Genomic DNA, 15873 nt, shown 5'->3' with positions numbered 1-15873 from the left:
GTTTTCATGACGCGTTACATATTCGTGACTGGTGGTGTGGTTTCATCTTTAGGGAAAGGCATAGCCTCAGCTTCCCTAGCAGCAATCCTTGAAGCCCGTGGCTTAAAAGTCACTATTATGAAGCTGGACCCCTATATTAACGTAGACCCAGGCACCATGAGCCCTTTTCAGCACGGTGAAGTATTTGTTACCGAAGATGGCGCAGAAACCGATTTAGACTTGGGGCATTACGAACGTTTTATTCGTTCGCGCATGACGCAAAAGAATAACTTTACCACTGGCCGTGTTTACGAAAGCGTGTTGCGTAAAGAGCGCCGTGGCGATTATTTTGGTGGCACAGTCCAAGTAGTGCCACACATTACCGATGAAATCCAAGAAAGAGTGATCGAAGGTGCTAAAGGCTACGATATTGCACTTATCGAAGTAGGCGGCACAGTGGGCGATATTGAATCCCTACCCTTTTTAGAAGCCATTCGCCAACTCAGGGTTAAAGTGGGTTCACAACACGCGCTGTTTATGCACCTAACACTGGTGCCTTATATTAAAACAGCGGGCGAAACCAAAACTAAGCCAACTCAACACTCAGTTAAAGAACTGCGTTCCATTGGTATTCAGCCAGACATTCTTATTTGCCGTTCTGAAGTAAGTATTGAAGCTAACGAGCGCCGTAAAATTGCCCTCTTCACTAACGTCGATGAAAACGCCGTTATTTCTTTGCCTGATGCCGATACGATTTACCGCATTCCAAGCATGTTGCACGAGCAAGGCTTAGATGAAATTGTGGTACAAAAATTTGGTCTAACCTGCCCAGAGGCGGATTTAAGTGAATGGGTACAGGTAGTTGATGCCAAACTTAACCCACAAAAAACCATTAAAATTGCCATGGTTGGTAAATACATGGAATTGCTTGAAGCCTATAAATCATTAATTGAAGCCATTCAACATGCAGGCATCAAAACTCGTACCAAGGTAGAAGTTGATTACATAGACTCAGAAGAAATTGAAAACAAAGGCACTGGTCGCCTAGAAGATAAAGATGCCATTCTTATTCCCGGCGGGTTTGGTGAAAGGGGTGTGGAAGGTAAAATTCTAGCCGCACAGTTTGCTCGTGAAAACAAAGTTCCTTACTTGGGTATTTGCTTAGGTATGCAGGTCGCTGTTATTGAGTTTGCTCGCAATGTGGTGGGTTGGGCAGATGCCGACTCAACCGAATTCACTCTAGACACCCAGCACCCAGTCGTTGGCTTAATTACCGAATGGTTAACGCCTGAAGGCAAAATAGAAACACGCGATACCAATTCAGACCTAGGCGGCACCATGCGTTTAGGTGGCCAAGTTTGCCACCTAGAACCAAACACTAAAGCCTTTGCCAGTTATGGTGCAGAAAAAATTGTTGAGCGTCACCGACACCGCTACGAAGTAAACAACCAATTTATTGGTGAGTTAGAAAAAGCAGGCCTAGTTATTTCAGGTCGCAGTGAAGACAAAGCACTAGTAGAAATGATTGAACTACCAGACCACCCTTGGTTTGTTGCTTGCCAGTTTCACCCAGAATTTACATCGACACCGCGTGATGGACACCCACTTTTTACTGAGTTTGTAAATGCAGCACTTACTCACAAGGCTGAACGTAAAAATACGGGTAACCTAGTATGAATCCAAGCCCTAGCAACCTAGCCAGTATCAAGGTCGCAGACCTTAGGCTGGCTAATGACCGTCCATTTGTTTTATTAGGCGGCATGAATGTATTGGAATCTCGTGATATGGCTATGCGTATCGCTGAGCACTATGTTGAAGTCACCCAAAAACTGGGCATTCCTTATATTTTTAAAGCCAGTTTTGATAAAGCCAACCGCTCGTCTATTCACTCCTTCCGTGGCCCAGGTTTAGATGAAGGCTTAAAGCTATTACAAGAAATTAAAACCACTTTTAACTTACCCGTTATTAGCGATATCCATGAATGGGAACAGGCAGCGCCAGCCGCAGAAGTGTTAGATATTCTACAACTACCCGCTTTTTTAGCACGGCAAACCGATTTAGTCACTGCCATGGCTAAAACAGGCAAACCCATTAACGTAAAAAAACCCCAATTCATGTCACCTAGCCAAGTGGGCAATTTGGTTGAAAAGTTTGCTGAAAACGGCAATAACCAAGTCATGCTCTGTGAACGTGGCGCTTGTTTTGGCTACGATAACCTAGTGGTCGATATGCTCGGTTTTGGCGTAATGAAAAAAGTAGCTAATAACGCACCTATTATTTTTGATGTGACTCATGCTTTACAAATGCGTGATGCCACCGGCGCTGCTTCAGGTGGTCGTCGTCAACAAGTGGCAGAACTAGGCCGTGCTGGTTTAAGCCAAGGTATAGCGGGTTTGTTTTTAGAAGCTCACCCTAACCCAGACCAAGCCAAATGCGATGGCCCTTCAGCTTTACCCCTAGATAAACTCGAACCCTTTTTACAGCAGATGAAAGCCGTGGATGACTTAATTAAATCCCTGCCAGAACTGCATATAGATTAAAAATATTAATAACTAACTATCCTGACTGACATACTTGGAGACTTCTTTTCATGGCTAAGATTATCGACATTAAAGGGCGTGAAGTTCTGGATTCACGCGGCAACCCCACCATAATGGTTGACCTAAAAGTAGAAGGTGGTTTTAAAGGTTCTGCCTGCGCTCCTTCGGGTGCTTCCACGGGTTCTCGTGAGGCATTAGAGCTGCGTGATGGTGACAAGTCTCGCTACCTAGGCAAGGGCGTTCTTAAAGCCGTAGCCAATGTGAATGGCCCCATTCGTGATGCTTTGTTAGGTCAGGATGTAACTCAGCAGGCTAATCTAGATAAAATCATGTTAGAACTAGACGGCACAGAAAACAAAGCCAAGCTAGGTGCTAACGCTATTTTGGCTGTTTCTTTAGCCGCTGCCAAAGCTGCGGCTGAAGCAAAAGGCATCGAACTATTCGAGCACATAGCCAACATTAATGGCACGCCGGGTATTTATTCTATGCCAGTGCCTATGATGAATATTATTAACGGTGGCGAACACGCTGACAATAACGTTGATATTCAAGAATTTATGGTACAGCCAGTTTCAGCACCTAACTTTGCTGAAGCACTTCGCGCCGGTGCAGAAATTTTTCATGCACTTAAAAAAGTATTACAAGATAAAAACCTTAGTACCTCAGTGGGTGACGAAGGTGGCTTTGCACCCAACCTAGCCTCTAATGCTGAAGCCCTAGCGGTAATTAAACTTGCCGTTGCTGATGCCGGTTATGAATTAGGCAAAGACATTACCCTAGCCTTAGATTGTGCAGCTTCTGAATTTTACAAAGATGGCCAGTACAACCTAGCTGGTGAAGGTAAAGTTTTTACTGCTGAAGAGTTTAGTGATTATTTAGCAGACCTTTGCCAAACCTACCCCATTGTTTCGATTGAAGACGGCCAAGATGAATCTGACTGGGCTGGCTGGAAAATTCAAACCGAAAAACTAGGTGATAAAGTTCAGCTAGTGGGTGATGACCTGTTCGTAACCAATACTAAAATATTACAAGAAGGCATTAGCAAAAACATTGCTAACTCCATTCTTATTAAATTCAACCAAATTGGTACGCTAACAGAAACCCTAGAAGCCATTCAAATGGCAAAAGATGCGGGCTATTCAGTGGTTATTTCTCACCGTTCCGGTGAGACAGAAGATGCAACCATTGCTGACCTAGCTGTAGGCACAGCAGCTGGCCAAATTAAAACTGGCTCACTTTGCCGTTCCGACCGAGTTGCTAAATACAACCGCTTACTCGTTATAGAAGAAATTCTAGGCAAACAAGCACCCTATGCAGGCTTAAAAGCCATTAAAGGCCAGTAGCCAGAAAAGTGTTTATCTAGCCAAGGAAGGAAAGGTAGACATTATTTTTAAGCTGCTATAAATAAAGAGTGCCTTATAAACTAACCCTGAAAGTTGGAAATCCAGTTTCAGGGTTTTTTCTAATTATTATTTCACTCTAGCTGCTGGAATTTATGTCTCGAATCTTATCTGTCTTAGTCATATTGCTACTACTCATTACTCAATACCGTCTTTGGTGGGGTGAGAATGGCTTGCTTGAATATTGGCAAACTCAAGAGCTGGTTTCTAACTTAGAAGCTAATAACCAGCAACTGCAAAAACGTAATTCACGACTGGATGCACAAGTACAAGACTTAAAAAGCGGTTTAGATGCCGTAGCAGAACGTGCACGTTTCGATTTAGGCATGATAGGTAAAAATGAAACATTTTTCTGGCTTATTGGTGAGCCTCCCCAGTCTTTTACAGAACCTCTGCCTGAGATGGAGCAACAACCATGACAAATCTTGCTTCTAGTAATCGCCTTTGGTGTTTACTACCTGCAGCTGGTATAGGTCAAAGGATGGGCTCTAATCTGCCCAAGCAATACCTTCCATTAGCTAAAAAAACACTGTTAGAGGTTACACTCGAACGCTTGCATCTAGCCTTTCCAGAAGCTGTTTTAGTCTTACCCCTCCATGCAGAAGACCTTTGGTGGCCTGCAGTAAAGCTAAGGTTTTTAAACCGCTACCCGCAAGCAAAACTTATAACCTGCCTTGGTGGCAAAGAAAGGGCTGATTCTGTTTTAAATGGGCTGAATGCCTTGGCTAAACTCGCTCAACCCAATGATTGGGTAATCGTTCATGATATAGCAAGACCTTGTGTTACCTTGCAGGATTTACACCAGTTTTACCAAGCCTTAAAAGATCATCCCGTTGGTGGCCTGCTTGCTGCCCCCGTAGCCGATACCATGAAACGTGGAAAAAACCTTAGCAACAGCGCCAGCAACACGTCTATTCAAGAAGTTTGCGCTACACTAGACCGTAATCAACTCTGGCATGCACTAACACCACAAATGTTTCGCTTTAATAAGCTACACTCAGCTTTGTCTGATGGTTTGGCTCAAGGGTTAAGTTTAACCGATGAATCTTCAGCCTTAGAGGCAGCAGGTTACCAGCCACTTTTAATTCCAGGAAGAAGAGACAATATTAAGATTACACACCCTGAAGACCTTCCTTTTGCTGAGTTGCTTTTAACTCATCAACAAACCCCTTAGGAAAAAAATAACCATGCGTATCGGACAAGGCTTTGATGTTCATAAATTTGGGCCCGGCGAATTTATTACTCTAGGTGGCGTACAAATTCCTTACCATCAAGGTTTTATAGCACACTCAGATGGTGATGTGCTTATTCACGCCTTGTGTGATGCGCTTCTCGGTGCTTGTGGCTTAGGAGATATAGGCCATCACTTTCCTGATACAGATCCGGCCTTTGCTGGTGTAGACAGCCGCATTTTATTAAGAAAAGTTATGCAAGAAGTTAGTCAGCGGGGTTATCAACTGACTAATGCCGACATGACGATTATTGCTCAAGCACCCAAAATGATGCCTCACCTATCAGCCATGCTAGAAAAACTAGCGGAAGACTTGAATACCAGCGTGGAAAGATTAAACATTAAAGCCAGCACCACTGAAAAACTTGGTTTTGTTGGGCGTAATGAAGGTATTAGTGCTCTTGCTGTTGTTCTTTTGGAAGCCTCATGCTCTTAGAAAGCTCACAAACCCTGCTACCTACCGCCCTGCCCACATCACCCTGGCAGGGCGTTTATCGCTTACAGCCTGAAGATTTCCAAGTAGAAGAAGTTTTAGGTTTTGAACCCGAAGGCCAGGGCGAACACTTGTATTTATGGGTAGAAAAAAAAGGCAGTAACACCCTTTTTGTAGCTCAAGAACTGGCTAGAAGTGCAGGTATTCACCCCGCTGCAGTTGCCTATTCCGGCTTAAAAGATCGCCACGCTGTTACCCGTCAGTGGTTTTCTTTACACCTGCCAGGCAAAGCAGACCCCACCGTTGAAAGCCTTAATTCTGCCAACTGGCAAGTTTTAAAAATGGCTCGCCACCCACGTAAATTAAAACGTGGCACTCACCGCTGCAACCATTTCACCTTACGTTTACGTATTGATAATAACGATGAGTCTACAGGTAGCTGGTTAGAAGTGCGCTGGCAACAAATTATTCAACAGGGTGTACCTAATTATTTTGGTCCTCAGCGTTTTGGGCGAGGTAATCAAAATATAGCCAAAGCTATCGATTGGCTAATGGCAGACCCACCCACAAAACCACCAAAACGCCAAGAAAAAGGCATCTATCTCTCTGCTTTGCGCAGTGCATTATTTAATCGCTGGTTGGCAGAAATAATCACTAACAACCTTTGGCAAAACCCACTAGATGGAAGCTGCTTTAACCTACAAGGGACACGCAGCTATTTTGCTGATCCAACAGCAACGGATATAAAAAAACGCCTAGCCAGTGGTGACATTAACCCTGCAGGTCCTTTGGCAGGTAAGGGTGAATTGCAAAGCTCTGGGCTTGCCTTAAAAGCTGAGCAAGCTTTTCGTGAAACCTATTTACCCTATTGGCAAGCTTTAGAAAAGCAAGGGTTAAGGCTAGAATACCGCCCATTACGCATGTTACCTCAAGCAACTAGCTTTAATTGGCAAGCACCTTGGTTAACGATCAGCTTTAGCTTACCTAGCGGTTGTTTTGCTACCAGTATGTTAGCTGAACTACTGAATGCCAGCGATGCACAAATTTCTTAGGGAATCTTCTTATGAAGCTACTTTTATCAAACGATGATGGTGTTCATGCTGATGGATTAGCAACACTTGCTGCTGCTTTAAAAGATTTGGGTGATTTATTAGTAGTCGCACCTGATCGTAACCGTAGTGGTGCCAGCAATTCACTTTCGTTAGATCGCCCACTCTACCCACAACAACTGAACAATGGTTTTTGGTCAGTTGACGGCACACCTACAGACTGTGTTCATCTAGCGATGGGCGGTGTCTTTGGTGACCTGCCCGACTTAGTAATTTCAGGCATTAACCATGGCGCTAACCTAGGCGATGATGTGCTTTATTCTGGTACTGTTGCCGCTGCAACGGAAGGGCGCTTTTTAGGTTTGCCCGCCCTAGCCGTTTCATTAGCAGGCAATAACCATTTTGCTACCGCGGCAGAAGTTGTTCGCAAACTAGTTAAAAGCTATCTTTCTAAGCAAAATAAACTACAACTACCACCTCGCAGTTTATTAAACATCAATGTACCCGATGTACCCCTTTTTGCTTTAAAAGGTTATGAAATTACTACCCTTGGTCATAGACACAAGGGGGTCGACCCAATTAAAACAGTTGATCCTCGTGGTCAAGCACGCTACTGGATAGGCGGTGTTGGCAATGCCGCTGAAGCAGGTGTTGGAACAGACTTCCACGCAATCAATAATGGGCAGGTTTCTATAACTCCTTTACAGTTTGATATGACTCGGCATGAAAGCCTTGATCAGGTGAAAAAATGGCTGAATTCTTGCGATTAAACCCTCAATTCAAGGGTATAGGTTTTACCTCACAGCGCACGCGTGACCGAATGATAAAGCGCCTTGTTGAGCAGGGCATAAAAAACACTCAGGTATTAGATGCCCTCAGCTATTTACCTAGGCATTTGTTCTTAGATGAAGCACTGGCTCACCGTGCCTATGAAGATACAGCCCTGCCTATAGGCCTAGGCCAAACCCTTAGCCAGCCCTATATAGTAGCGCGTATGACTGAATTACTATTAGAAATAGAGCCCAAAAAAGTCCTTGAAATCGGAACAGGGTCTGGCTTTCAAGCGGCTGTTCTAGGTTGTTTAGTGCCTGAAGTTTGGAGTGTCGAACGCCTAGACCCATTACTTGAAAAAGCACGCCATAGAATTAAAAACTTAGCGCTTAAAAATATAAAGCTCCACCATGCCGACGGCAACTTTGGATTAGAGCGCGAAGCACCCTTCGATGCCATTTTAGTAACAGCCGCACCTAAAGAAGTTCCACCGAGTCTTTTTCAACAACTAGCCGAAGGTGGGCGCTTAATTGTACCTTTAGGTGACGAGCAACAAATGTTAAGTGTATTTGATAAACAGGATGGCAAGATGATTCAAACAGATGTCGCAGCAGTACGCTTTGTACCCCTCTTGCCTGGAGCTCAAAAGTGAAGCTTTGGCAAATTTACCTACGCGGCATGTTAATGGGTGCAGCAGATATCGTCCCTGGTATTTCTGGCGGTACAGTAGCTTTTATTACTGGTATTTATGAGCGCCTAATTAATAGCCTACGCAGCTTCGATTTAAAGCTCTGGTCAGTATGGAAAAAATCAGGTTTAAAAGGTGTGTATAAGGCAGTAGATGCTACTTTTCTTATCACCCTGATTGCCGGCATTTTATCCAGCGTTTTACTCCTCTCCCACCTAATAAGCTGGTTACTTGCTAGTTACCCCCTACACCTTAATGGTTTGTTTTTTGGTTTGGTTGTTGGATCAGCCGTAATTATTTCTCGAGAAATGGGTGGCTGGACACTCCATCAGCTGTTTTTTATGTTGCTAGGTGCAGTGCTGGCTAGTTTTATTAGCCTAGTGTTACCCAGTATCGGTAGCCTTACACCCCTCACTTTTTTTATTGCCGGTATGATAGCTATTTGTGCCATGATCTTGCCTGGTATTTCAGGTAGCTTTTTATTGCTAACCCTTGGTCTTTACGGCCCACTGGTTGAAGCCGTTAAAGCATTCAACCTAGTTTTTATAGCAGCTTTTGCCGTTGGTGCTGGCTCTGGGCTATTAGCTTTTTCCCATCTACTAGGTTGGCTATTTGATCATTTTAGAGCAGCAACCTTTGCCGTTTTATTCGGCTTTGTTATTGCTTCGCTTAAGCATATTTGGCCTTGGCAATTCTTAACTAGTTATAAAATAAATGAACAAGGAAAAATGCTTCCTTTAGACACACAAGTGTTACTTCCTTGGAAATACAGCCAAATAACTGAACTACCCTCACATCAACTCAGTGTTTTAATTTTAATGCTGCTTGGCCTACTCGCGGTGATCTACCTAGCTTCTAGAAACAAATAATTTAAAAGCCACTTAAGCGGCATATAACTTGCAGGTTTTAGTTTAGCAATCAAGTCATCCTCCTATAGCACCAACTAGGTGCTATAGCAGCTTAAAGGAGCAGAGACATGACAAAATCAACGCTAAAACAAGCAAGCAAACTGGCTCAACCTACTGAGCTAGATGAATTCAAAGAAGCTAACCTACTAGACGACCCACAACCGCTAGAACTAGAAGCAAGTGATGCTTTTGAGCAAGCATTAGAAAATGAACGCCTAACGCGCAACAACACCCTTGATGCAACCCAAATCTACTTAAATGAAATAGGCCGCTCACCCCTACTAACGGCCGAAGAAGAAATATTTTTTGGACGCTTAGCCAGGCAAGGCGATGCAGCAGGCCGCAAACGCATGATTGAAAGCAACCTACGCTTGGTTGTAAAAATTGCCAGACGCTACAACAACCGTGGTTTGGCCTTATTAGATTTAATAGAAGAAGGGAATTTAGGTTTAATTAGAGCCGTAGAAAAGTTCGATCCAGAACGCGGTTTTCGCTTCTCCACCTATGCAACCTGGTGGATAAGACAAACCATTGAACGTGCTTTAATGAACCAAACCCGCACAGTGCGCTTACCCATTCATGTTGTTAAAGAACTGAATACCTACCTAAGAACAACACGCGAACTATCACAAACACTCGACAAAGAAGCAACACCAGAAGACCTTGCCAACCACCTAGAAAAACCCCTAGATACAATTAAAAATATTCTGGGCTTAAATGAGCGTAATACATCTTTTGATCAGCCTAGTGGCCCCAATGCTGACCGCCCCTTATTAGAAACCCTAGCTGGTGAAGAAGCAGATCCTTTAGATGAAGTTCAACAACAAGATATTTGTGCCTATGTAGATAACTGGCTTAACACCCTGCCTGATAAACAGCGTGAAGTTATAGTAAGACGCTTTGGTCTTAGAGGGCATGAAGCCACTACCCTAGAAGAAGTTGGTCAGGAAATAGGTTTAACTCGTGAAAGAGTAAGACAAATTCAAATGGAAGCCTTAAAACGCTTAAGAAAACTCCTTGATAGGCAAGGAATAAGCATGGAAGCTGTGATAAGTGGTTAGTTCCATGTACGCATTTGCATACATGACTGAGTGCTATCAACAGCAAAAAAATCAACTTTACTTGCTTCAGATCAAATTACAAATATAACTAATTGATTTATAAGGATTTAAAAAATATAGCATAAGTAAGTGATAAGAAAAGCAGGCCTTTTTACTTCACGCAAAAGTGCTAATCTACACTTGTCGTCACGGAGCTAGGAAGCAAGATAACAGGGACAAAAGGAAGCAAGGTGCAGCGTTGAAGGAGGTCAGGATGACCAAACGAGAAAGCATCGGAGCAGTCTTGGAAAGGCTGAACAAGCAGGTAGGCTTTAATCTAAACAAGGATGTTAAGAGCAAATTGCAAAAGGCATGTTCAGGGAGAAACAGCCAAGTAAGGATACAGTATAAGGAAATACCCCGGGCGGCTTAGGCCGCCCTTATTTTTTCATGTTATACTTCCGCGCCTTACAGATAACCCATCTCAGCAAGTCTATTATTATGCAAATAAGAAGAATACTGGCGCTTCTACTGGTCTTTTTTAGTCTTCCCCTTATGGCTCAGACTAACAACACCTACCTTACACCTTCCGACCAGTACACCTCCTTGCTTAAGTGCCATAGCCTTGCTTGCCAATACTGGTTAGCTAGCCCAACAGCTACACAACTAACCAGCAGTAACACCAACCTAGCAGCTAGACCCCGCTCAGAAAAATACAGCAGTATGGTTACAGAAACACGTAATATGGGTATTTTATCGCTAGGAATTATGGCGCTACTTTATGTTATGCCTGAAAGTGTCTCTAAATGGGATAGAGACGAAATGAAGTTCAACACCCTGGGTGATAAGTGGTTAGAAAACAACCGAGCCGGCCCAGTTTGGGACCAAGACGAGTGGGAAATTAACTATATTGGTCACCCTTATTTTGGTGCTGCCTATTACATGGTAGCTCGTAATCAAGGGCTGACTCCGCTTGAATCTGGAGCCTATTCTTTTTTAATGTCTAGTTTTTTATGGGAAATGGGTATTGAAGCCTTTGCAGAAGTACCTTCCAAGCAAGACATTATTATCACCCCGTTAATTGGTTCCGTTATAGGTGAAGCCTTTTATATATGGGAAAAACGCATAGAGGCAAATAACAACCTAGTAATGGGCTCCTCTTTTCTTGGAAAAACCACTCTAGTGCTTTTAAACCCTGCTGGCACTACCTCTGCTGGGATAAACCGCCTACTTAATGGCGAAGCATCTGAGTTATCTGGTCTAAGCAGTGGCTGGGTTGTTAAGCCACCTCGCTCAAGTTTTACTCCTGGCAAAGGACAGGTTGCTGAACCTGGTTGGATAGGCTTAGAAGTTAAATATGGTTTTTAAGAAGAAAAGTTTAATACTATAAAAACTTCTGCTTGGCTTTTAATTTTTACATCCTGCTGTGTCGTTGGATTAGTTAACTTAGCATCAAAACCACCAAAACGCAGACCCGTTTCTACCTGCCAGCCACTTTTTCTTAAGGGAAACAACACCCCAGCTTGCACACCTGCTGAAGCTCCTGACTGGTAGTTTTTTGCTGCATCCAGTTCTAAATCTACCAAGCCACCATACACACCTGCAAAAGGTCGCCAAGTTTCTCCGGCTCGCCAAAGGTAATCATAGTTAGCGTGAATAGTACGAGTGCTGGCAGAGTCCCAAGAATAAAAATTTAAATCGGCATAAACTCGGTAAGCAACCTCAGTCACACCTAAAATAAAACCATAACCACTAGCCGTTGTTTCATTCAAACCACTAAAGTTTGTATTCACTGCTGCCAGCCTAACCCCAAACAAAGGTAAGGTTTCAGCCCTAGAACTAGGGCTAACAGCCAAACCTACTAGAAGCACTAGTAACAAAAAAGCTGCTTGTGAAGAGTGTAAAAACTTAAACCTCATAGACCACCTCTTTAAATTTTACAGCAGGATAACGCTTTTTACCTGACGCTTCACCTAGCTTAGGGTAAAATGATTTATATCAATTTTCCTTCTGCTGCACTCGGTACCCTTCATGTCTGTTCGTAAAATCTTTGATTATCCAAAATACTGGGCTGAATGCTTTGGCACAGCGCCTTTTTTACCCATGAGCCGCGAGGAAATGGATTTATTAGGCTGGGATAGGTGCGACATTATACTCGTAACCGGTGATGCCTATGTTGATCACCCTTCCTTTGGCATGGCGGTCATAGGCCGCACACTTGAAGCACAGGGTTTTCGAGTTGGCATTATTGCTCAGCCAGACTGGCACTCTAAAGAAGATTTTATGAAACTAGGCAAGCCCGAACTCTATTTTGGGGTAACGGCTGGCAACATGGATTCCATGATTAACCGCTATACTGCAGAACGCAAAATTCGTTCTGATGATGCTTACACCCCCGGAGATATCGGAGGTAAGCGCCCCGACCGTGCCAGCCTTGTTTATACCCAACGCTGTAAAGAAGCTTGGAAGGATGTGCCTGTTGTACTCGGCGGTATTGAAGCATCACTAAGACGCATTGCCCACTACGACTATTGGCAAGATAAGGTTCGTCGCTCTATTTTAGTTGATGCTAAAGCCGATATTTTACTCTTTGGTAATGCTGAACGCGCCTTAATAGAAGTAACCCACCGTATAGCTCAGGGTGAAGCTATCAGCAGCATTACTGATGTACGCGGCACAGCTTTTATTCGCAAAGATACGCCAGCGGACTGGCTAGAAATTGACTCCACTCGAGTTGACCGCCCCGGTCGTATTGATAAAATTATTAACCCCTATGTGAATACTCAAGATACTGAGGCCTGCGCTGTAGAACAGCAAAAGCAGCCGCCCTTAGATAACTTAAATTATGACAACCAAACCGAACAGGCACTAGAACTACTCACTGCTGAACAGGCTGCCGAACGCCGCAAACTCGAAAAGCTAGTCACCAGCACCCACCGCTCTAAAAGTGTTATTCGCTTACCTAGCTTTGAACGGGTAAGTAAAGACCCAGTGCTTTATGCCCATGCTAACCGTGTACTTCACCTAGAAACCAACCCAGGCAATGCCCGTGCACTTGTTCAAAAACACGGCGAACAAGATTTATGGATTAACCCACCACCCATACCTTTATCCACCGAGGAAATGGACGCAGTATTTGACCAACCCTATGCCCGTGCGCCTCACCCTGTTTATGGTGATGCCAAAATTCCCGCTTGGGATATGATACGTTTTTCAGTGAATATTATGCGTGGTTGTTTTGGTGGCTGTACCTTTTGTTCAATTACCGAACATGAAGGACGCATTATTCAAAACCGTTCTAAAGATTCTATTCTGCGTGAAATTGAAGCCATGCGCGACAAGGTTAAAGGCTTTACTGGCATAGTGTCTGATTTGGGTGGTCCTACCGCCAATATGTACCGCCTAGCCTGCAAAGACCCTAAGGTAGAAGCTTCTTGCCGCCGACCTTCGTGTGTTTTTCCCGGCATCTGTTCTAACTTAAATACCGATCACAGTGCTTTAATAGAACTCTACAAAGAAGCACGTACACTGCCTGGTGTTAAAAAAGTATTAATTGCTTCAGGTCTGCGTTATGACCTAGCCGTAGAATCACCTGAATACATCAAAGAACTGGTTACTCACCATGTAGGGGGCTACTTAAAAATTGCCCCTGAACATACCGAAGCTGGGCCTTTATCAAAAATGATGAAGCCGGGCATCGACAGCTACGACCGCTTTGAGCAGCTTTTTAATAAGTTTTCTAAAGAAGCAGGTAAAAAACAGTACTTAATTCCCTACTTTATTGCCGCCCACCCAGGCACTAATGATGAAGATATGATGAACTTGGCGCTTTGGTTAAAAGGCAAGGGGTTAAGAGCCGACCAAGTACAAGCGTTTTATCCTTCGCCTATGGCAACCGCCACCACCATGTACCACACCGAGCGTAACCCACTTAGCAAGGTCGACTATAAAAGTGACAAGCTAGAACCCATTAAAGGTGAGCGCCAGCGCCGTTTGCACAAGGCTTTTTTACGCTACCACGACCCAAAAAACTGGCCAATGCTGCGCGAAGCTTTAACCACTATGGGTAGAACAGATTTAATTGGCTATAGCAAAAAACACCTAGTACCACCCACTGACCCAATCAAAGGCACTGAAAAAGCCAAACAGTTTCAAGGCAAGGCTAGAATTTTAACTCAGCATACTGGCCTACCACCTAGAGGCAAACCCAAGGCAGGCAACCGAACCAAGTCAAAGAAAAGGGCTTAGAAAAATAGTAGAGCTAAAATAATAAAGGCAGCCTTGGCTGCCTTTGTTTAGGTTAATAGTTAATTTCGAAGTCGCTGTCGAGTTCAGGAGTAAACGCATCAGTACCCCCATCTCCAAAAGCAGGCTGATAATCTATTGCTGTACCACCGTTAGCATTTATATTAGCAGCAAAAGCTTGACCTACAATGGTACCTGAACCACCAAGCTTTAAATCAGATAAAGCATAAACCACCCCATAAAGCTTAGTACCACCTGATATTTTAACTGCTTCTTTTTTACCAGCATAAGTTGATAGCAAGGTAAATAAAGGTTCACCCTTATCGTTAACGGCATTTTTATTTAAAAACTCAAACCCACCCGTTAACTTGAATTCGCCAGTAACAATTAGCGTAAGACTAGAGTCTGAGTCTATTTGCATACTAGCACCACCATTCATTTCTACATCACCATCAATAAAAAGTATGACTCTACCCCCTGAAATAGTTAAAGAAGGGTCTTTGCCACCGCTATTAATTTTAAAGTCATCAAATACTCTTAAACTTACATCTTCACCTAACAATGAAACTGGTGAATAAATAGGAATATCAACTTCTTGATGGTCTTCCACTCGCCAATCAGCATTATAGACTTCAAATTTTTCTGGCGTTATTCTGGCTCGTTGAAATGGAAACTGACCCATTTCTTTTTTCTGCCCATGCTCTAAGTTTGCAAAAGCATCTCTGACACTAGCTTTTGGTAGGTTGTTAAGTAGTATTTCTTTGTCATCTTGATCCGTATAAAAGCTTTCATTCATTGCTTTTTCTAAGCCTAGTGGATCAACTTTAATTTTTTCATCCAGTAGCATTTTTTCTGCTTTTTTATACCAGTTCTTATCTTTCATATTGTTAGGCATATCTATTTCTTCATAAGCCAGATTTCCATCAGTGATTTCAGCACCACCTTTGATAACTATTCCGCTAGCCGCTACATTGCCCTTTACTTCAGCACCACCCGTAAGTGATAGGGTTCCTGAAGTAACAGCAGCATTATTACCAAAACCATGTTGGTTAAAGACGTTATTTAAGCCGTCTATAACACCATTAGGTTCAGGGTTGTTATTTTTTATTAAAATTTTTCCGTTTCCAGCAATACGACTAATGGGCTTACTTTCATCGCCTTGCCAAGCAATCAAATTAAATTGAAACTCTTTTTCAACCTTAGGATCATCACCCGTGTAATCTTTACAACTACCTAGCTTCACTAACTTCCAATAAATGGCCGGGTTATTGTCTGTAGCAGTTTGAAAAGTCTTTTTAATAGCTAATAACTCATCACTTAGCTCACTTTTAATAGCTTCACATACAGAAGCTGCAGAATCACCATCTGCATTATTAGAGTTGCTAGTTGTTTCAACACGGTACATTCCCGCATAAATGGCTGACTCTAGGCTAGCGGCATGGACTTGACTGGTAGCAAGGCGTTCTTCTGCGCCAGAGCGATTAGAAGATGCAACAAAAACAGCACCTACAAATAGCATGGCAATTAAGGCTACAACTAAAATATAGCCTTGCTGAGTATTACGTTTTTTAGGCTGAGTTTTCATATCG

General features: G+C 43.2%; 15 protein-coding genes. 13 read left to right on the top strand and 2 right to left on the bottom strand.

Annotated features, from left to right (window positions below):
- The first annotated feature begins 6 nt into the window (after positions 1 to 6).
- From H571_RS0102810 to H571_RS15420, 12 genes are all read left to right on the top strand, one after another.
- The gene (locus H571_RS0102810) at positions 7 to 1656 is read left to right on the top strand and encodes a CTP synthase (RefSeq protein WP_027847982.1); all 1650 of its coding nucleotides are present in this window, start codon (positions 7 to 9) and stop codon (positions 1654 to 1656) included.
- Positions 1653 to 2519, top strand: coding sequence for a 3-deoxy-8-phosphooctulonate synthase (gene kdsA / locus H571_RS0102805; protein WP_027847981.1), 867 nt, complete (start codon positions 1653 to 1655; stop codon positions 2517 to 2519). Before H571_RS0102810 ends, kdsA begins: the two co-directional genes overlap by 4 nt.
- A 50-nt stretch (positions 2520 to 2569) precedes the next feature.
- Positions 2570 to 3862: a phosphopyruvate hydratase gene (gene eno, locus H571_RS0102800; protein WP_027847980.1), complete on the top strand. Its 1293-nt coding sequence runs from the start codon at positions 2570 to 2572 to the stop codon at positions 3860 to 3862.
- Positions 3863 to 4014: 152 nt separating this feature from the next.
- Entirely contained in the window at positions 4015 to 4338 is a 324-nt protein-coding gene (ftsB, locus tag H571_RS0102795; protein ID WP_027847979.1) for a cell division protein FtsB, read from the top strand.
- On the top strand, positions 4335 to 5093 hold the full coding sequence (gene ispD / locus H571_RS0102790; RefSeq protein WP_027847978.1) for a 2-C-methyl-D-erythritol 4-phosphate cytidylyltransferase: 759 nt from the start codon (positions 4335 to 4337) through the stop codon (positions 5091 to 5093). The genes ftsB and ispD overlap by 4 nt, the downstream gene beginning before the upstream one ends.
- A gap of 13 nt (positions 5094 to 5106) precedes the next feature.
- The gene (ispF, locus tag H571_RS0102785) at positions 5107 to 5586 is read left to right on the top strand and encodes a 2-C-methyl-D-erythritol 2,4-cyclodiphosphate synthase (protein ID WP_027847977.1); all 480 of its coding nucleotides are present in this window, start codon (positions 5107 to 5109) and stop codon (positions 5584 to 5586) included.
- The gene (truD, locus tag H571_RS0102780) at positions 5577 to 6635 is read left to right on the top strand and encodes a tRNA pseudouridine(13) synthase TruD (RefSeq protein ID WP_051168101.1); all 1059 of its coding nucleotides are present in this window, start codon (positions 5577 to 5579) and stop codon (positions 6633 to 6635) included. The genes ispF and truD overlap by 10 nt, the downstream gene beginning before the upstream one ends.
- Positions 6636 to 6646: 11 nt before the next feature.
- Positions 6647 to 7402: a 5'/3'-nucleotidase SurE gene (gene surE, locus H571_RS0102775; protein WP_027847975.1), complete on the top strand. Its 756-nt coding sequence runs from the start codon at positions 6647 to 6649 to the stop codon at positions 7400 to 7402.
- Positions 7381 to 8055 carry a protein-L-isoaspartate(D-aspartate) O-methyltransferase gene (locus H571_RS0102770; protein WP_051168100.1) on the top strand — a complete coding sequence of 225 codons (675 nt, stop codon included), beginning with the start codon at positions 7381 to 7383 and terminating at the stop codon, positions 8053 to 8055. Before surE ends, H571_RS0102770 begins: the two co-directional genes overlap by 22 nt.
- Positions 8052 to 8960: a DUF368 domain-containing protein gene (locus tag H571_RS0102765; protein WP_027847973.1), complete on the top strand. Its 909-nt coding sequence runs from the start codon at positions 8052 to 8054 to the stop codon at positions 8958 to 8960. The genes H571_RS0102770 and H571_RS0102765 overlap by 4 nt, the downstream gene beginning before the upstream one ends.
- 107 nt (positions 8961 to 9067) lie before the next feature.
- On the top strand, positions 9068 to 10060 hold the full coding sequence (gene rpoS, locus H571_RS0102760) for an RNA polymerase sigma factor RpoS (RefSeq protein WP_051168099.1): 993 nt from the start codon (positions 9068 to 9070) through the stop codon (positions 10058 to 10060).
- Positions 10061 to 10594: 534 nt separating this feature from the next.
- Positions 10595 to 11407, top strand: a complete 813-nt coding sequence (locus H571_RS15420; RefSeq protein ID WP_051168098.1) for a DUF3943 domain-containing protein — start codon at positions 10595 to 10597, stop codon at positions 11405 to 11407.
- Here the strand turns inward: H571_RS15420 and H571_RS0102745 are convergent.
- Positions 11404 to 11958, bottom strand: a complete 555-nt coding sequence (locus tag H571_RS0102745; protein ID WP_027847971.1) for a hypothetical protein — start codon at positions 11956 to 11958, stop codon at positions 11404 to 11406. The genes H571_RS15420 and H571_RS0102745 overlap by 4 nt on opposite strands.
- 112 nt (positions 11959 to 12070) lie before the next feature.
- Between H571_RS0102745 and H571_RS13970 the strand changes: the two genes are divergently transcribed.
- Positions 12071 to 14287, top strand: a complete 2217-nt coding sequence (locus H571_RS13970) for a YgiQ family radical SAM protein (RefSeq protein ID WP_051168097.1) — start codon at positions 12071 to 12073, stop codon at positions 14285 to 14287.
- A gap of 52 nt (positions 14288 to 14339) precedes the next feature.
- Here the strand turns inward: H571_RS13970 and H571_RS0102735 are convergent, their stop codons facing one another.
- Positions 14340 to 15869 carry a pilus assembly PilX family protein gene (locus tag H571_RS0102735; RefSeq protein WP_027847970.1) on the bottom strand — a complete coding sequence of 510 codons (1530 nt, stop codon included), beginning with the start codon at positions 15867 to 15869 and terminating at the stop codon, positions 14340 to 14342.
- Between the last annotated feature and the right edge of the window lie 4 nt (positions 15870 to 15873).

It is taken from the genome of Marinospirillum minutulum DSM 6287 (assembly GCF_000422325.1).
Classification (GTDB): domain Bacteria; phylum Pseudomonadota; class Gammaproteobacteria; order Pseudomonadales; family Halomonadaceae; genus Marinospirillum; species Marinospirillum minutulum.
The sequence above is the reverse complement of the archived record's forward strand: the minus strand, read 5'-3'. Positions and strand labels throughout refer to the sequence as shown.